The following is a 17,921-nucleotide window of genomic DNA, read 5'->3' on the forward strand; positions in this document are numbered from 1 at the left end:
CACACGTCGAGGCGGCCGCTGGCCGCAAGGCCGGCGGACACCGACCACCCTCAGACCGGTGCGCCGACGCCAGTCAGCTCACCGAGACGAGACCACCATCACCGCACACCAGCACCGACATGATCGTCACTGGGCGTCGCCGGCATGACCAACCTGCCGGGCGCCCGCGCCACAACGAACCACGTCAAACGGGCGGTCGCCGATGCGCGCTCGCCCGAAGGCTGATGCGCCCGCGAACGCTGACGGGCTCGCGCGAAGGCATGCGCGGTGCTGATCGTCGCGTTCGGCGCGGTGCTGCGGCTGCGCGGACGCTGACCGCAGGCGGCATCGGCGCCACTCCACGCCTGTCGCCCAGGCGTCCCGCAACGGGCGGCTCCAACACCCGCCGCGCCGTTCGAGAACGGCGGCCCGTCGATGGGACCAAGAGAGGCGCAGTGGGCGCCGGACGGGCCTCGCCACGATGCCTTCCGCGCGAGGCACGAGCAGCCCGGACGTGCCAGCCACGCCGAACGCACAAGCTGAGCGGTCGCCGGCCGCGTGGAGCGCAAGAGCGGGGTCGGCCGCCATCCGCATGGGACGTGCACGTGGTTAGCCCGTCGGCCGCATGGGACGTTCGTGTGGTCGGTCGCCAACTGCGCGAGTCACACTCGCTGGTTCGCCGCCGGCCACAAGGGACCTGCGACTGGTCGGCCGCCAGCAAGCGGCACTCTTGCGTGGTCGGCCACCGACCGCGTCGAACGCGCGAGCTGGTTGGCCGCCCAACTCGCTCGGTACTCGCGAGTGGTTGGCCGCCGGTCAGGCGGGACGTTCGTGCGGTCGGCGTGGACAACGTGGGATGTGCGAGCCGGTTGGCGGCCCCAACGCTCGGTTCGTGCATCCGGTTGGCCGTCGACCAGGTGGGAGGATCGTGCGGTCGGGAGTGGACGGCGTGGGACCTGCGATGTGGTTGGCTGCCCAACCCGCTCGGTCAGGCATCTGGTTGGCTGCTGGCGGGGTGGAACGTTCCTGCGGTCGAGGACGAACTGCATGGGACGGGCGAGCCGGTCGGCCGCCCAACCGCTCGGTATGTGCGTGCGGATGACCGTTGGCGTGGTGAACGTTCGTGGGGTTGGCCGCGATCGCGCGGGGCGCGCCAGCTGGTCAGCCGCCAGCCGCATCGGAGCTGCGCGAGGTTGGCCAGCCAGCCGCGTGGACGTAGGTGTGGTCAGCCACCGACCTCGTGGGGACGTGCGAGCAGGTTCGCTCCGCCCGCCCGCCCGCCCGCCCGCCCGACCGCCCGACCGCCCGACCGCCCGACCGCCCGACCGACCAACCCCCGACTGACCGACCCCGACTGACCGACCCCGACCGACCCCGACCGCCCGGCCGGGGCGGCCAGCCGGCCGCGTGGGCGTGGAGGGCCTACGGCTGGGGCGGTTCGCGGTTCGTGCGTAGCCAGTCTGTGGCGAAGGCTATTGCCTCCCTTGCCGGGAAGAGGCGTGTGTCTGCCCCGCCCACCCGTCCTCTGCTGAGGGTGGCCGTTGGTTCGTAGGCTGCTCCCAATCTGTCGAAGTCGTCGCTGTTGGTGGCCACGTCGCTGTAGGTGACCCACTCTCGGCCGTCCTCTGTCTTCATCGCGCAGCTGAACTCCGCCCTTGGCGACGGAACGCGGTACTCCGCCAGGTGGAAGGTCGTGCACGTGTCGTAGCCGACGCCCAGCAGCAGTATCCGTGCGTCGACGCGTTCCAGGGCGGCCAGTGGGGAGGCCTCACCCAGGTGGCTGTCCAGATCGTGCCGTGCCATCAGTTCCCCTGCTCGTGCGCCCACCGCCGCGAACGACGCCTGGGGGTGGTTGCTCCGCACCGCGCCCGGCCACGTGCGTACCGCCTCCGCCAGTGCGCCGATGCCTCGGCTCGGCCACACCGCTGGGTCGAACGCCGGCATGTGTTCGCGGACCACCGGCCACCACGCCTCCGGTACCGGCGGATGCTGCCAGTGCTTCGGGTCCGAGTTCTCCATCGTCTGCGTCGGCACCACTAGCGTGCCCGCCGGACCGAGCACGTCCAGCAGCGCCTGCGTCACGGCGACCCGGCCGCCCGGCACCCAGCCGACCGCGCGCAGCGACGAGTGCACCAGGACCGTGTCGCCTCCGCGCAGGCCGAGTGCGGTGAGATCGGTGGCGAGTGAGGCACGAGTCGGCGGCAGATCCGTGGTCATGTACGCATCGTGTCAAGCGCTACAAGTGCTTTACCGCCTCTCGGACCGACAACGGGGACAGTCCCGGGTGGGTGTCCACGAACGCCCGCACCCAGCCGGGTTCGGTGCGGGCGAACTGGCGTAACGCCCAGCCGATGCCCTTGCGGATGAAGAAGTCCCTGTCGTCGAGGTTCGCCTCGATCGCACTGGTGAGCAGCTTCGTGTCGGTCGCCTCCTTGAAGGTGAGCTGGCAGATGATGGACGTCCGGCGTTTCCACAGGTCGGTGTCCGTGGCCCAGGAGTACATCGCCGGGGTCAGGTCGTCGGGGAACCGGCGTAACAGTGGGCCGACCCGGCGGCTCGCGACCTCGTCGACGTAGTCCCACCACGCTCCTGTGACGATCAGTTCCTCGTACAACGGGAGCAGTGCCGGGGTCTGCCATGCCGCGTACCGGCGGTCACCGGTCAGGGCGATCGCCATGTACCGCTCCTCGCGGTGGGTCGCTTCTCGCCACAGGGTGAGGACGGCTGCGCGCCATTCGTCCTCGTCGGTCAGCACGTGCGTCGAGAACAGTCGTCGGGCGAGGGTCGTGCGTTCGGGGGACGGCACGCCGTGGAAGGGCATCGTCGACTTCATGTAGCGCTGCATGTCGGGGGCCTTGCCAGCGTCTCCTGAGGAGGCCAGGCCGTCGCGGATCGCGGTGATGAGGGTTTGGGATTCGGTCATGAGGCCAAGTTACGCCGGAGGACCGACAATTCCAGCGAATCGGGCTGGGAATGGGGGAGGAGTGCGAGCGAGAGTCCCATTGATGCGAGCCGGGGGCTGTTCTCGCGATTTCACGGCTGTCGACAGGGATTCACACATATACCCGGTGGCCGCCGGCGCCGCCAGTGCGAACCCGAGCGAATGGGACTTTCGTGCGCCCGGGGACCCCCGATTTCAATGGTAGGGGTGGGTACCGACAGTTTCTTCGGGCGTGGGAGGGGTCGTGCGTGCGGTGGTGTCCGCCGGGGGAGGGTCTGGCCCGGTGTTCGACGCTGGTTGGGGCGTGTTCGAGTGGACACGCTCCGTGAGTATCACGATATGGTAAAGCGACTTTCGGGGTATTCCCCGGTCACGAATGCGACGGCAGGCTCGACCGGTGATCAAAACACACAGATTCGCCGCCGTAGCTGCGGTGGTGGGAGTTGTGCTCAGCGGCGTGAGCGTGGGTGCGGTTGCGGCGGCAGCACCGGCTAAACAACCTGAATTCACTCCAAAAGCCATCCAATGGGGTGAATGCGACAATCCACGGCTCGTGCAGGCGGGCGCCCAGTGCGGGCTCCTCGAAGTGCCTCTGGACTACGCCAGGCCGACCGGCGAGATGATCAAGCTCGCCGTGTCGCGCGTGACGCACAAGGGGCCGGACTCCTCGTACCAGGGGCCGATGCTCGTCAACCCCGGCGGCCCCGGCGGGTCCGGTCTCATCTACTCGATCTTCGGCGACTTCGTCCCCGACGGAGGCGGCGACGACTACGACTGGATCGGCTTCGACCCGCGCGGTGTCGGCGCGAGCCAGCCGTCGCTGTCCTGCATCCCGGACTACGACGGCTACAACCGCCCGTTCTACACACCGATCACGCCCGGCCTCGAGCGGACCTGGCTGCAGCGCTCGAAGAACTACGCGCAGGCCTGCGGCGCCAACGGCGGCGAACTGCTCGAGCACATGACCACGGTCGACTCGGCCAACGACATGGAGAGCATCCGCAAGGCGCTCGGCGCCGAGCAGATCAACTACTACGGCTTCTCCTACGGCACCTACCTCGGCCAGGTGTACGGCACGCTGTTCCCGGACCGGTTCCGCCGCGTGATCTTCGACGGCAACGTCAACCCGAAGCGGGTCTGGTACGACGCGAACATCGACCAGGACGTCGCGTTCGAGAAGAACATCAAGATCTACTTCGCCTGGGTCGCCAAGTACGACTCCGTCTACCACCTCGGCAGGACCGAACGGCAGGTCGAGGCGCTCTACTACCAGAAGCAGGCGGAACTCCTGCGTGCCCCGGCGGGCGGCGTGATCGGCCCCGACGAGTGGAACGACATCTTCCTGCAGGCCGGCTACTACGTGTACGGCTGGGTGGACATCGCCAACGCCTTCGCGGGCTTCGTCCACGACGGTGACTGGCAGCCCCTCCAGGACCTGTACGGCACGCCGCCGTTCGACGACAACGGCCACGCCGTCTACCTCGCGGTGTCCTGCACCGACGCCCAGTGGCCGACCAACTGGAACAAGTGGCGTGCCGACCAGTGGATCACCTTTACCCGTGCCCCGTTCGAGACGTGGGGCAACGTCTGGTTCAACGCGCCGTGCGCGTTCTGGCCCGCCACGTCCGACCGCCCGGTGAAGGTCGACGGCCGAGGGGTCAAGGACGCCCTGCTGATCAACGAGACGTTCGACGCGGCGACGCCGTACTCGGGTGCGCTCGAGGTCCGCAAGCTCTTCCCGCACTCGGTGCTCATCGAAGGTGTGAACGGCACCACCCACGCGGGTTCGCTTTCGGGTGTCGAGTGCACGGACAGTCTCATCACCGACTACCTGAAGACCGGTGCGCTGCCGGCACGCAAGCCAGGCAACCGCTCGGACGTGCAGTGCGACCCGGTGCCCGCGCCGGACCCGACGGCGCCTGCCGCCGCGGACCAGCGAGCCGCGTCGACGGCGAGCCTCGACGCCCGCGCCGAGCTGGCGTTGTCGGTTCCTCGCTGAGCTGACCCGAACGGGCGCTCCCGGCCACGCCGGGGGCGCCCGTCACCGTGTCGGGAGTCACGATCACCCGAATGCAAGTTGAGTGACTTTGCAGGGCTGTGCATAATCATCCACGTGACGATGAGGATCGCGGTCGGCGGAGCCAGCGGGTACGCCGGGGGTGAGCTGCTCCGGCTGCTGCTCGGGCACCCCGACGTCGAGATCGGGGCGCTGACCGCGGGTGGGAACGCCGGAACACCACTCGGCAGGCACCAGCCCCACCTCCTCCCGCTCGCCGACCGGGTCCTGGCCGACACGACGACGGAGAACCTCGCGGGGCACGACGTCGTCTTCCTCGCCCTGCCACACGGCCACTCCGCCGCCGTCGCGAAGGAGCTCGGGCCGGACACGCTCGTCATCGACTGCGGGGCCGACCACCGCCTGGTCGACCAGGACGACTGGAACCGCTGGTACGGCGGTGAGCACGCGGGCACCTGGCCCTACGGCCTCCCCGAGCTGCCCGGCAACCGCGAGAAACTCACGGGCACCAAGCGGATCGCGGTCCCCGGCTGCTACCCGACCGGCGCCTCCCTGGCCCTCGCGCCCGCGCTCCTGGCAGGCATCGTCGAGCCGGACGTCGTGGTCACCTCGGTCAGCGGCACCTCCGGGGCGGGCAAGTCGCTCAAGCCGCACCTGCTCGGCTCCGAGGTCATGGGGTCGGCCAGCGCGTACGGCGTCGGCGGCACCCACCGGCACACGCCCGAGATCGCCCAGAACCTCGGCCGGGTCGCGGGCACCACCGTGACGGTCTCCTTCACCCCGGTGCTCGCCCCCATGCCCCGCGGCATCCTCACGACAGCCTCCGCGCGCCTCACGGAGGACAGCGACGTCGAGGAGATCTACCGCGAGGCCTACGCGGACGAGCCGTTCGTCCACGTCCTCGAGGACTCCTGGCCCGCGACGGCCGCCACGCTCGGCTCCAACGCCGTCCAGCTCCGCGCCACCGTCGACCGGGACGCGCACCGGCTGGTCGTGGTCGCCGCCCTCGACAACCTCACCAAGGGCACCGCGGGTGCCGCCGTCCAGTCGATGAACATCGCGCTCGGCCTGCCGGAGACCACCGGCCTGACCACAGTAGGGGTAGCTCCGTGACCGACGACGTACGTTTTCCCGCGGAGGCGGCATCATGAGTGTCACCGCGCCGAAGGGGTTCCGTGCCGCCGGGGTCGCCGCCGGCATCAAGGACAGCGGCAACAAGGACCTGACCCTCGTGGTCAACGACGGTCCGCTCGACGTGGCCGCGGGCGTCTTCACCCGCAACAAGGTCAAGGCCGCGCCCGTCCTGTGGTCCCGGCAGGTCCTCCAGACCGGACGTGTGCGTGCCGCCGTCCTCAACTCCGGCGGCGCCAATGCCTGCACCGGACCAGAGGGCTTCCAGGACACCCACGCCACCGCAGAGCACGTCGCGAGCGTCCTCGGCGTCGGCGCGGTCGAGGTGGCCGTCTGCTCCACCGGCCTCATCGGCGCCCGCCTGCCCATGGACCGGCTCACCGAGGGCGTCACGACCGCCGCGGGCAGGCTCGACAGCTCGGCCGAGGCGGGCCTCGACGCCGCGGAGGCCGTCATGACCACCGACACCGTCCCCAAGCAGGCCCAGGCCGGCACGAACGGCTGGACCATCGGCGGCTTCGCCAAGGGCGCGGGCATGTGCGCCCCCAACATGGCCACGATGCTGTCGCTGCTCACCACCGACGCGGTGCTCGACCAGGCCCAGGCGGACGCGGCCCTGCGACAGGCCGTCGACGCCACCTTCAACACCCTCGACATCGACGGTGGCACCTCCACCAACGACACCGTCCTGCTGCTGTGCTCCGGCGCCTCCGGCACCGCCCCCGACCAGGACGAGTTCACCGCGCTGCTCACCACCGTGTGCCGTGACCTGGTCGAACAGCTCCAGGCGGACGCGGAGGGCGTCACCAAGCACGTCACGATCACGGTCCGAGGCGCCGCGACCGACCACGAGGCGCTGCTGGCCGCGAAGGCCGTCGCCGAGGACAACCTCTGCAAGACCGCCTTCTTCGGCTCCGACCCGAACTGGGGCCGCGTCGCGATGGCCGTCGGCAACGCGCCGACCGACTTCGACCAGAGCAAGCTCGACATCACGATCAACGGCGTCGAGGTCTGCCTGGCGGGCACCGCGGCCGAGGACCGCCACAAGGCCGACCTGTCCGGCAAGGACATCACCGTCGAGGTCGACCTGCACGCGGGCGATGGCAAGGCCACCGTCCTCACCACGGACCTCTCGCACAGCTACGTCGAAGAGAACAGCGCCTACTCCTCATGACCATTCCCCAGGCCGCGGAGAAGGCCGAGGTCCTGATCGAGGCACTGCCGTGGCTGCAGCGCTTCCACGGCACGACCGTCGTCGTGAAGTACGGCGGCAACGCCATGGTCGACGACAAGCTCAAGGCCGCCTTCGCGCAGGACATGGTGTTCCTCAAGCTGGCCGGTCTGCACCCCGTCGTCGTCCACGGCGGCGGCCCGCAGATCACCGCCATGCTGAAACGGCTCGGCATCCCGGGCGAGTTCAAGGCAGGCCTGCGCGTCACCACGCCCGAGACCATGGACGTGGTCCGCATGGTGCTCACCGGCCAGGTCAGCCGCGAGCTGGTCGCACTGATCAACGCGCACGGCCCGTACGCGGTCGCCATCTCCGGCGAGGACGCCAACCTGCTCACCGCCCAGCGTCGTACCGCGACGGTCGACGGGGAGGAGGTCGACCTCGGTCTCGTCGGCGAGGTGATCGCGGTCAACCCGGACGCGGTGCTCGACATCGTCCACGCTGGCCGGATCCCGGTCGTCTCGTCGGTCGCCCCTGACGTGGACGGCCTGGCGCACAACGTGAACGCCGACACGGCCGCCGCCGCGATCGCCGTGGCGCTGGACGCCGAGAAGCTCGTCATGCTCACCGACGTCGAGGGCCTGTACGCGAACTGGCCCGACACGGACTCCCTGCTCAACCAGGTCAGCGCCGACGAGCTGGAACGCATGCTCCCCGGCCTCGCCAGCGGGATGATCCCGAAGATGGAGGCGTGCCTCGCGGCCGTGCGCGGCGGCGTGCCCCGCGCCCACGTGATCGACGGCCGCCTCGCCCACTCCGTGCTGCTCGAGGTCTTCACCGGCAGCGGCGTCGGCACCATGGTCCTCCCCGAGGAGAAACAGTGATCACCTCCAACACCGACGGCCAGGCCAGGTGGCAGTCGTCGCTCATGGACAACTACGGCACCCCCCAGGTCACGCTGGTCCGCGGGGAGGGCGCGTACGTGTGGGACGCCGACGGCAACCGCTACCTCGACCTCGTCGCCGGCATCGCGGTCAACGCCCTCGGCCACGCCCACCCGGCGATCGTCGCGGCCGTCACCGAGCAGATCCGGACCCTCGGCCACACCTCGAACCTGTACGTCAACCCGGTCACCGTCGAGCTGGCCGAGGTACTGCTGGACATCGCCGGTGTCACCGGCAAGGTCCTCTTCTGCAACTCGGGTGCCGAAGCGGTCGAGGCGGCACTGAAGCTGTCCAGGCTGACCGGTCGCACCAAGCTCGTGGCCTGTGAGGGTGCCTTCCACGGCCGCACCATGGGCGCGCTCACCCTGACCGGTCAGCCTGCGAAGCGAGAGCCGTTCGCGCCACTGCTGCCCGACGTCGAGCACGTCCCCTTCGGCGACATCGACGCGCTGACCGCCGCCGTCGACGAGCACACCGCCGCCGTCGTCATCGAGCCCGTGCTCGGCGAGGCAGGCGTCCGCCCGGCACCCGCCGGCTACCTGCAGAAGGCGAGAGAGCTCACCACCCGGCACGGCGCCCTGCTGATCCTCGACGAGATCCAGACCGGCCTCGGCCGCCTGGGCACCTGGTTCGCCTTCCAGCAGGCAGGCATCACCCCGGACGTCATCACCGTCGCCAAGGGCCTCGGCGGCGGTTTGCCGCTCGGCGCGTGCATCGGCGTCGGCGCGGCGGGCGAGCTGATGAAGCCCGGCCACCACGGCACCACGTTCGGTGGCAACCCCGTCTGCTGCGCGGCCGGTCTCGCGGTCCTGCGCACCATCGCCGCGGACGGTCTCGCCGAGAACGCCGCCACGCTCGGCAAGGAGATCGCCGCGGGCGTCGAGGCACTCGACCACCCGCTGGTCACCGAGGTGCGGGGGAGTGGGCTGCTGCTCGGCATCGGCCTCGCCAAGCCGGTGTCCGCCGCCGTCGCGCAGGCCGCGCGGACCGCGGGCTACCTGGTCAACAACGTCGCGCCGGACACGATCCGGCTCGCGCCGCCGCTGGTGCTCGACACCGACCAGGTCCACGGCTTCCTCGACGCCCTGCCCGGCGTTCTCGACCAAGCACAGGAGGGCTGAGTGGTGCGGCATTTCCTCCGGGACGACGACCTCACCCCAGAAGACCAGCTCGCCGTACTCGACCTCGCCGACCGGATGAAGGCCGACCGGCTCGCCTTCACCCCCCTCGCGGGGAAGTCGGTCGCGACGATCTTCGAGAAGAACTCCACACGCACCCGCCTGTCGTTCGAGGTCGGCATCGCCCAGCTGGGCGGCCAGCCCATCGTCGTAGACGGTCGCACAATGCAACTCGGTCGCGAGGAGACCATCGAGGACACCTCCCGCGTCCTGTCCCGGTACGTCGACGTCGTCGTCTGGCGGACGTACGCGCAGGCCAGGATGTCCGCGATGGCCTCGGCGTCCCGTGTCCCGGTGGTCAACGCGCTGACCAACGAGTTCCACCCCTGCCAGGTCCTCGCCGACCTCCAGACCATCCGCGAACGCCACGGCAGGCTCGCCGGTCTCACCGTCGCCTACCTCGGTGACGGCGCCAACAACATGGCCCACTCGATGCTCCTCGGCGGCGTCACCGCCGGTCTGCACGTCCGCGTCGCCCACCCCCAGGGCTTCGCGCCACACGAGGACGTCCTGGCCGACGCGGGCAAGCGCGCCGCGGACACCGGCGGCAGCGTGACGGCCCTGACCGACCCCAGGGCCGCGGTGGCCGGCGCGGACGTGCTGGTCACCGACGCGTGGACGTCCATGGGCCAGGAGAACGACGGCAAGGACCGGATCTCGCCGTTCCGCCCGTTCCAGGTCAACGCCGAGCTGCTGGCCACGGCCAACGACGGCGCGATCGTCCTGCACTGCCTGCCGGCCCACCGGGGCTTCGAGATCACCGACGAGGTCCTCGACGGTGCGACCAGCGCGGTCTGGGACGAGGCCGAGAACCGCCTGCACGCGCAGAAAGCCCTGCTCAGCTGGGTGATCGGACCGTGACAGCCGCGACGAGGGTCGCGCGGCAGGCACGGATCGTCGAGCTGGTCTCGACCATGGGCATCCGCAGCCAGACCGAACTGGCGCGGCTCCTCGCGGGCGAGGGCATCGACGTCACCCAGGCGACCCTGTCCCGCGACCTCGACGAGCTGGGCGCGGTCAAGCTCCGGGGCGCCGACGGCGGCGCGGCCGTCTACGTGATCCCCGAGGACGGCTCACCCGTCCGCGGCGTCCAGGGCGGCACGTCGAGACTGTCCCGCCTGCTCGCCGAGCTGCTGGTCGGGGCCGACTACTCGGCCAACCTGACCGTCCTGCGAACCCCGCCCGGTGCCGCGCAGTTCCTGGCCAGCGCGATCGACCGGGCAGCCCTGCACGAGGTCGTCGGCACCATCGCCGGCGACGACACCGTGATGGCCATCGCCAGGGAACCACTCTCCGGCCAGGACCTGGCCGAACGCTTCACCGCACTCGCGGCGCGCACGAACGTAGAAGGAGAACACGAAGATGACTGAGCGGATCGTCCTCGCCTACTCGGGCGGTCTGGACACCTCCGTCGCGATCGGCTGGATAGCGGAGGAGACCGGCGCCGAGGTCGTGGCGGTCGCCGTCGACGTCGGACAGGGTGGCGAGGACCTCGACACCATTCGCAAGCGCGCGCTGGACTGCGGTGCCGTGGACGCGGTCGTCGCAGACGCCCGCGACGAGTTCGCCGAGCAGTACTGCCTTCCCGCGCTGCAGGCCAACGCCCTCTACATGGACCGCTACCCGCTGGTGTCCGCGCTGTCCCGTCCGGTGATCGTCAAGCACCTGGTCGAGGCGGCGAAGTACCACGGCGCCACGACCGTGTCGCACGGCTGCACCGGCAAGGGCAACGACCAGGTCCGCTTCGAGGTCGGCATCGGCGCGCTCGCCCCGGACCTCAAGGTGATCGCCCCCGTCCGCGACTTCGCGTGGACCCGCGAGAAGGCCATCGCCTGGGCACACGACCGCAACCTGCCCATCGACCAGTCCAAGTCGTCGCCGTACTCGGTCGACCAGAACGTGTGGGGCCGCGCGGTCGAGACCGGCTTCCTCGAGGACATCTGGCAAGCGCCGATCGAGGACGTCTACTCCTACACCGACAACCCGGCCGAGCCACGCGACGCCGACGAGGTGATCATCACCTTCGACAAGGGCGTCCCGGTCGCCATCGACGGCGAGACCGTCACGGTCCTGCAGGCCATCCAGCAGCTCAACCGGCGCGCGGGCGCCCAGGGCGTCGGCAGGCTGGACATGGTCGAGGACCGGCTCGTCGGCATCAAGAGCCGCGAGGTCTACGAGGCACCCGGCGCGCTCGCGCTGATCACCGCGCACCAGGAGCTGGAGAACGTCACCGTCGAGCGCGACCTGGCCAGGTTCAAGCGGCAGGTCGAACAGCGCTGGGGCGAACTCGTCTACGACGGCCTGTGGTTCTCCCCGCTCAAGGACGCGCTGGACACCTTCGTCGCGCAGACCCAGAAGTACGTGTCCGGCGACATCCGCATGTCGCTGCACGGCGGCCGCGCCGTCGTGAACGGGCGCCGGTCCGCGCAGTCCCTGTACGACTTCAACCTGGCCACCTACGACGAGGGCGACACGTTCGACCAGTCGCTCGCCAAGGGTTTCGTGCAGCTGTGGGGCCTGCCGTCGAAGATCGCCGCGAAGCGGGACCAGCATGCCTGAGGCGCTGTGGGGCGGCCGGTTCACGTCCGGCCCGGCCGACGCGATGGCCGCGTTGTCGGTGTCGACCCACTTCGACTGGCGCCTCGCGCGCTACGACATCGCGGGCTCACGCGCACACGCGAACGTGCTGCACAAGGCGAAACTGCTGACCGACGGCGAGCTGGCGGGCATGCTCACCGCGCTCGACCAGCTGGCCGCGGACGTCGCGTCGGGTGCCTTCACCCCGGCTCCCGAGGACGAGGATGTGCACACGGCCCTCGAACGCGGGCTCATCGAACGCGCCGGTGCCGAACTCGGTGGCAAGCTGCGGGCAGGCCGCTCGCGCAACGACCAGGTGGCGACGCTCTTCAGGATGTTCCTGCGGGACGCCGCGCGGACCGTCGTGCTCGGCGTCGCCGACATCGTCGACGCGCTGCTGCACCAGGTGGACCGGCACCCGGCGGCGATCATGCCGGGCCGCACCCACCTCCAGCATGCCCAGCCGGTGCTGCTCGCGCACCACCTGCTCGCCCACGTCCAGGCGCTGCTGCGTGACGTGGACCGCCTGCGTGACTGGGACCGGCGCACCGCGGTCTCCCCGTACGGGTCGGGCGCGCTCGCGGGCTCGTCGCTCGGCCTCGACCCCGACGCGGTCGCCAAGGAGCTGGGCTTCGACGCGGCCGTCGCCAACTCCATCGACGGCGTCGCCTCCCGCGACTTCGCCGCCGAGATGGCGTTCTGCCTGGCCATGCTCGGCGTGAACCTGTCCAGGATCGCCGAGGAGGTGATCATCTGGACGACCGCCGAGTTCCGGTACGCGACCCTCGACGACGCGTGGGCGACCGGCTCGTCGATCATGCCGCAGAAGAAGAACCCGGACGTCGCGGAGCTGACCAGGGGCAAGTCCGGCAGGCTCATCGGCAACCTGACCGGGCTGCTGGCCGTGCTGAAGGCCCAGCCGCTGGCCTACAACCGGGACCTGCAGGAGGACAAGGAGCCGCTGTTCGACTCGGTCGACCAGCTGACGCTGCTGCTGCCCGCCATCGCCGGCATGCTCGGCACGCTGCGGTTCGACACCGCGCGCCTCGCCGAGCTGGCGCCCGCCGGGTTCACCCTGGCCACCGACATCGCCGAGTGGCTGGTGCGCCAGGGCGTGCCGTTCCGCGTCGCACACGAGGCGGCGGGGGAGTGCGTGCGGATCGCCGAGGCCCGCGGTGTCGGCCTCGACGAGCTGACCGACGAGGAGCTGGCAGGCGTGCACCCGGCGCTGTCACCCGAGGTGCGGGACGTGCTGACCGTCGACGGCTCGGTGTCCTCCCGCGACGCGGAAGGCGGCACGGCTCCGACCAGGGTCGCCGAGCAGCGGGCACGGCTCGACGAGGTGCTCACCGACCTGCGGGACTGGGCCCGGCGCTGACGGCTGCCCACCGCTGCCAGTCACCCGAGTTGGCCATCCAGCGTGCGACCGGGACCCGTTTGCGGGTCCCGTCGCCGCGGACGGCGAACACCTTGCCCCCGGTGAACTCCAGCGTCTCGTAGGGGAACTCGCGCCGCACCGGCCCGAACACGGCGACGAGCGCCACGGACCCCGGTGACACCAGGAAGTACGGCCGCACGAAGTACAGGATGCCGAGCACCATCGGCACCAGTCCCACGACGATCCCCGGGTTGAACTCGCCGAGCATGGCCAGCCACAACCCCAGGAACACGCAGACCGCGCCGAGCACGATCATCACGGTGCCGACGGCCGGGTTGTAGCGGACCTTCATGTGTTTCCTCCAGGGACGTTCCGGGCTGCCGGGTAACTATGTCGTGCCTGCGCTGGGATTGGTCCCCGGAATGTTCCACAGAAGTTGTGCATAACTTCTGTGCACAGTTATTGTGCATGTATGGAGCACATCCGACTGGGCAGCCGGGCCCTGCGGGTGCTGGCCCACCCCCTGCGGGTCCGGCTGCTCAGCCAGCTACGCCTGCACGGCCCGGCCACCGCGACCGTGCTCGCGCGACGGCTCGACACCAACACCGGCGCCACCAGCTACCACCTGCGCAAACTCGCCGAGGTGGAGCTGGTCGTCGAGACCGGCGAGGGGACTGGCAAGCAACGCTTCTGGGCCGCGGCGCAGGACGCGCACAGCTGGCGTGAGGTCGACTACGAGGACCCGGACGCGCGTGCCGCCGCCTCCTGGCTGAACCAGGAGTACTGGCAGCAGTTCGTCGAGCGAGCCGTTCGCTGGCAGCAGGTCCGCGAAAGTTGGCCCGTGCCGTGGCAGGAAGCGGCCGGGATGTCGGACGTCATCCTCGACCTCGACGCCGCACAGCTGACCGAGCTGATGGCGGAGCTGTACGAGGTGGCCCTGCGCTACCGGGACCGCGCGCCGGTCGAGGGCAGCCGCCAGGTGCTGCTCAACCTGTTCGCCATGCCCGCCGAGCCGCGGAGCCTGCCGTGACCCAGGGGCAGGCCAGGTCCCGGTACCTGTTCCTGCTCGCGGTGCGCTGGTTCCCGGTCGGGCTGTGGACGCCGCTCGTCGTCCTCCTGCCCCTCGACCGGGGACTCACGCTGACCCAGGCCGGCCTCGCCGCGTCGCTGCAGGGCTTCGTCGTACTGGCACTCGAGCTGCCGACCGGGGGACTGTCCGACTCCTGGGGAAGACGGCCGGTGCTGGTGCTGTCCGCCGCGGTCGCCGTCGCGTCGACGGCTCTCCTGGTCTTCGCGGACACCTTCGCGATGTTCGCGCTCGTCTACGTGATGCAGGGCGTCTACCGGGCGCTGGACAGCGGTCCGCTCGACGCCTGGTACATCGACGCGACCCTCGACGCCGACCCCGACGCGAAGCTGGAGCGGGGACTCGGCCACGGCGCGACGGTGATCGGGCTCTCGATCGCGGTCGGCGCGCTGACCACCGGCGCCGTCGTGGCCTGGGTGCGGACACCCGGCGTGCCCACCCTCGTACAGCCGCTACTGATCGGTCTCATAACGCAACTCGTCGGGCTGGTCGCGCTCGTCCTGCTGGTCACCGAGCCGGCACGGCCACGAGGCGGCCTCCTGCTCGCGTCACTGCGGGACGTGCCGAGGGTGATCGCCGATGGGGTGCGGCTCGTCCGCGGCTCCCGGGTGCTGCTCGCGCTGCTGCTGGTGGAGCTGAGCTGGGGGTTCGGCATGGTCACGTTCGAGAAGCTCATGGCGGTGCGCCTGTCCGAAGTCGTCGGCGGCCTGGAGAAGGCGGCGTCGCTGGCCTCCCCGGCGGCTGCCGCCGCATGGTTCGCCTCCGCCGCGGGCGCCGCGCTGGTCCCGCCGGTCACGGCCCGAATCGGGATCGGCGTCACCGCGGTCCTGCTGCGTGTACTGCAGGGCGTCACCGTCGTCGGCATGGGACTGCTCGCCGGACCGGCCGGCGTCATCGCCGGCTACCTGGCCACCTACCTCGTGCACGGCGCGAGCAACCCGGTGCACAACACGCTGCTGCACCGCGAGGTGACCGGCGACCTCCGGTCGACCGTGGCGTCGATGAACTCGATGGTGGGCCAGCCCGGCTTCGCCGTCGGCGCGATCCTGCTCACGGCACTCGCGTCCGGCGTCTCGACCGGCTTCGCCATCGTGGTCGGCGCGGTCGTGCTCGCCTTGGCCGCGCCGCTGTACCTGCCCGCGGTGCGTGCCGAACGACGGCGATCAGTGGCCGTATAGGGTCGAACACGTGTCCGTCTCCGTGCCGCTGGACCGGCAGCTCACCAGGGAGGAACTGGCCGTCGACCCCGTCGACGCGGCCAGGCTCCTGCTCGGCTGCGTGCTGGAGGCGGGTGAGGTGCGCGTGCGGCTGGTCGAGGTCGAGGCGTACCGGGGCGGCGACGATCCCGCCTCCCACTGCTACCGAGGCATCACCCCTCGCAACGAGGTGATGTTCGGCCCGGCGGGCCACCTGTACGTGTACTTCGTCTACGGCATGCATTTCTGCGCGAACGTGGTCGCGCTCACCGACGGCGTGCCCGGCGCGGTGCTGCTGCGCGCCGGCGAGGTCGTCGGCGGCCTGGAGGAGGCCCGCTCCCGGCGACCGGCCTCCCGCAGCGACGCCGAGCTGGCCAAGGGACCGGCACGGCTGACGACCGTGCTCGGCCTGGACCGCGACGACAACGGCGTGGACCTGACCGACCCCGCGTCACCGGTGCGCCTGCTCGCGGGGGAGCCCGTGCCACCGGCGCGCATGCACGCCGGCCCACGCGTCGGTGTCGCGGTGGCCATGGACGTGCCGTGGCGTTTCTGGGTCGACGGCTCGCCCGCGGTCAGCGTGTACCGCCGAGGAGGCAAGGCGGCTCGCCGGCAAACCCGTTGAGCTGGTAGGAGACACTGGCTCCGTGACGGAGCACATTCTCGACGAGCTGACCTGGCGCGGGCTGATCGCGCAGTCCACCGACCTCGACGCGCTGCGCAAGGACCTGGACAGCGGTGTTCTCACCCTGTACGCGGGGTTCGACCCGACCGCGCCGAGCCTCCACGCCGGGAACCTGGTGCCGTTGCTGCTCCTGCGCCGCTTCCAGCGCGCCGGACACCGGCCGATCGTCCTCGCGGGCGGCGCCACGGGCATGGTCGGCGACCCGAGGGACACCGGGGAGCGGACGCTGAACTCGCTCGAGGTCGTCGCCGAGTGGACCGAACGCATCCGCGGCCAGCTCGAACGGTTCGTCGACTTCGACGGCTCACCCACCGGTGCGGTGGTCGTCGACAACCTCGACTGGACCGCGGACGTGCCGGTGCTGGAGTTCCTGCGCGACGTCGGCAAGCACTTCTCCATCAACGTCATGCTCGCCCGGGAGACGGTCAAGCGCAGGCTCGACGGCGACGGCATGTCCTACACGGAGTTCAGCTACCTGCTGCTCCAGTCGTTCGACTACCTGCAGCTGTCCAGGAGGCACGGCTGCGCGCTCCAGGTCGGGGGCTCCGACCAGTGGGGCAACATCATCGGCGGGGTCGACCTCATCAGGAAGGTCGACGGAGGATCGGCGCACGCGCTCACCGCGCCGCTGGTCACCGACGCCGAGGGCCGCAAGTTCGGCAAGTCGACCGGTGGCGGGAACATCTGGCTCGACCCGGCCCTGACCTCGCCGTACGCCTGGTACCAGTACTTCGTGAACGTGAGCGACGCCGACGTCGTCCGGTACCTGCGCCTGTTCACCTTCCTGTCGCGCGAGGAGATCGAGGCGCTCGAGGAGGACACGCGCGAGCGCCCCCACCTGCGGTCCGCCCAGAAAAGGTTGGCCGAGGAGTTTACGACCCTGGTTCACGGGGAACACGCGACAGAGCAGGTGGTCGTCGCGAGCGGCGCGTTGTTCGGTCGCGGCGAGCTGCGGGATCTCGACGAGGCGACACTGGACGCCGCCATGGCCGAGGTGCCGAGGGGCCAGGCCCGGCTCGCCGAATCGCCGACGATCGTCGATCTGCTGGTGACGTCCGGGCTCGCCGAGAGCCGGGGCGCCGCGCGCCGCGCCGTGAAGGAGGGCGGGGCGTACGTGAACAACTCGAAGATCGCCGACGAGGAGTGGCAGCCGGCCGCCGACGACCTCCTGCACGGCCGGTGGCTCGTGGTGCGTCGCGGCAAGCGAAGCACCGCAGGGGTCGAAATGGTCCCCTGACCTGCGGAAACGCACGTTAAGGGGGGGTGGTTGAAACGGGGTTTTGGCGCCCGTGTAACTTTCTCTCTGCCAGCGCGGAACGGGCCGGAAAGCCGAAAGGCCAGACCGGAACGGAGCGAAGGCAGGGGGTCGCGAACCAAGCTCTCACAGCTAGTGATAGAGTGGGCGACCTGCGGTTGAGAGAGATCCCAGCCGGAACAAGCCCCTTGAAGATCACTCTTGCAGTGTCTGACGGGTGTGCGTGTGTTGTTTGAGAACTCAACAGTGTGCCGATAAAATGCTAGTGAGCTTGTGCCTGGCCTTTATGGTTTAGGTATTTTTGCTGGGATTTTGGTTCTTCAACTCATTCATTGTTGGAGAGTTTGATCCTGGCTCAGGACGAACGCTGGCGGCGTGCTTA

16 protein-coding genes are annotated in these 17,921 nt (G+C 70.2%); 13 read left to right on the plus strand and 3 right to left on the minus strand.

Going from position 1 to position 17,921, the window contains the following annotated elements:
• Positions 1 to 1,401: 1,401 nt before the first annotated feature.
• On the minus strand, positions 1,402 to 2,196 hold the full coding sequence (locus CLV71_RS35730) for an AAC(3) family N-acetyltransferase (RefSeq protein ID WP_133907310.1): 795 nt from the start codon (positions 2,194 to 2,196) through the stop codon (positions 1,402 to 1,404).
• 19 nt (positions 2,197 to 2,215) lie between these two features.
• Positions 2,216 to 2,902, minus strand: coding sequence for a DNA alkylation repair protein (locus tag CLV71_RS35735; RefSeq protein ID WP_133907311.1), 687 nt, complete (start codon positions 2,900 to 2,902; stop codon positions 2,216 to 2,218).
• A 394-nt stretch (positions 2,903 to 3,296) separates the two neighbouring features.
• On the opposite strand from CLV71_RS35735, the gene CLV71_RS35740 reads away from it, so the two are divergent.
• From CLV71_RS35740 to argH, 9 genes are all read left to right on the plus strand, one after another.
• Positions 3,297 to 4,919: an alpha/beta hydrolase gene (locus CLV71_RS35740; RefSeq protein WP_133907312.1), complete on the plus strand. Its 1,623-nt coding sequence runs from the start codon at positions 3,297 to 3,299 to the stop codon at positions 4,917 to 4,919.
• A gap of 114 nt (positions 4,920 to 5,033) precedes the next feature.
• Complete coding sequence (gene argC / locus CLV71_RS35745; RefSeq protein WP_133907313.1) at positions 5,034 to 6,050, plus strand: N-acetyl-gamma-glutamyl-phosphate reductase; 1,017 nt, start codon at positions 5,034 to 5,036, stop codon at positions 6,048 to 6,050.
• Positions 6,051 to 6,084: 34 nt separating this feature from the next.
• A complete protein-coding gene (gene argJ, locus CLV71_RS35750) occupies positions 6,085 to 7,242 on the plus strand; it encodes a bifunctional glutamate N-acetyltransferase/amino-acid acetyltransferase ArgJ (RefSeq protein WP_133907314.1) in 1,158 nt (385 codons plus the stop codon).
• Positions 7,239 to 8,123 carry an acetylglutamate kinase gene (gene argB / locus CLV71_RS35755; RefSeq protein ID WP_133907315.1) on the plus strand — a complete coding sequence of 295 codons (885 nt, stop codon included), beginning with the start codon at positions 7,239 to 7,241 and terminating at the stop codon, positions 8,121 to 8,123. The genes argJ and argB overlap by 4 nt, the downstream gene beginning before the upstream one ends.
• Entirely contained in the window at positions 8,120 to 9,304 is a 1,185-nt protein-coding gene (locus CLV71_RS35760; protein ID WP_279588778.1) for an acetylornithine transaminase, read from the plus strand. The genes argB and CLV71_RS35760 overlap by 4 nt, the downstream gene beginning before the upstream one ends.
• A complete protein-coding gene (gene argF, locus CLV71_RS35765; protein WP_133907316.1) occupies positions 9,305 to 10,222 on the plus strand; it encodes an ornithine carbamoyltransferase in 918 nt (305 codons plus the stop codon).
• Complete coding sequence (locus CLV71_RS35770; RefSeq protein ID WP_133907317.1) at positions 10,219 to 10,731, plus strand: arginine repressor; 513 nt, start codon at positions 10,219 to 10,221, stop codon at positions 10,729 to 10,731. The genes argF and CLV71_RS35770 overlap by 4 nt, the downstream gene beginning before the upstream one ends.
• Positions 10,724 to 11,920, plus strand: a complete 1,197-nt coding sequence (locus tag CLV71_RS35775; RefSeq protein ID WP_133907318.1) for an argininosuccinate synthase — start codon at positions 10,724 to 10,726, stop codon at positions 11,918 to 11,920. Before CLV71_RS35770 ends, CLV71_RS35775 begins: the two co-directional genes overlap by 8 nt.
• Positions 11,913 to 13,316: an argininosuccinate lyase gene (gene argH / locus CLV71_RS35780; protein ID WP_133907319.1), complete on the plus strand. Its 1,404-nt coding sequence runs from the start codon at positions 11,913 to 11,915 to the stop codon at positions 13,314 to 13,316. The genes CLV71_RS35775 and argH overlap by 8 nt, the downstream gene beginning before the upstream one ends.
• Here the strand turns inward: argH and CLV71_RS35785 are convergent.
• Positions 13,285 to 13,668 (minus strand): hypothetical protein, encoded by a 384-nt coding sequence (locus tag CLV71_RS35785; RefSeq protein WP_133907320.1) that lies wholly within the window; start codon positions 13,666 to 13,668, stop codon positions 13,285 to 13,287. The two genes, argH and CLV71_RS35785, sit on opposite strands and share 32 nt — an antisense overlap.
• Before the next feature lie 120 nt (positions 13,669 to 13,788).
• Between CLV71_RS35785 and CLV71_RS35790 the strand changes: the two genes are divergently transcribed.
• The 4 genes from CLV71_RS35790 to tyrS are packed head-to-tail and all read left to right on the plus strand — an operon-like array spanning position 13,789 to position 17,521.
• Positions 13,789 to 14,346: a winged helix-turn-helix domain-containing protein gene (locus CLV71_RS35790; RefSeq protein ID WP_133907321.1), complete on the plus strand. Its 558-nt coding sequence runs from the start codon at positions 13,789 to 13,791 to the stop codon at positions 14,344 to 14,346.
• Positions 14,343 to 15,581 (plus strand): MFS transporter, encoded by a 1,239-nt coding sequence (locus CLV71_RS35795; RefSeq protein ID WP_133907322.1) that lies wholly within the window; start codon positions 14,343 to 14,345, stop codon positions 15,579 to 15,581. The genes CLV71_RS35790 and CLV71_RS35795 overlap by 4 nt, the downstream gene beginning before the upstream one ends.
• 10 nt (positions 15,582 to 15,591) lie before the next feature.
• Positions 15,592 to 16,224, plus strand: coding sequence for a DNA-3-methyladenine glycosylase (locus CLV71_RS35800; protein ID WP_424923933.1), 633 nt, complete (start codon positions 15,592 to 15,594; stop codon positions 16,222 to 16,224).
• 22 nt (positions 16,225 to 16,246) lie between these two features.
• Entirely contained in the window at positions 16,247 to 17,521 is a 1,275-nt protein-coding gene (tyrS, locus tag CLV71_RS35805) for a tyrosine--tRNA ligase (RefSeq protein WP_133907323.1), read from the plus strand.
• Positions 17,522 to 17,921 lie beyond the last annotated feature (400 nt).

Origin of the sequence: Actinophytocola oryzae, assembly GCF_004364325.1 — a bacterium.
Lineage (GTDB): Bacteria > Actinomycetota > Actinomycetes > Mycobacteriales > Pseudonocardiaceae > Actinophytocola > Actinophytocola oryzae.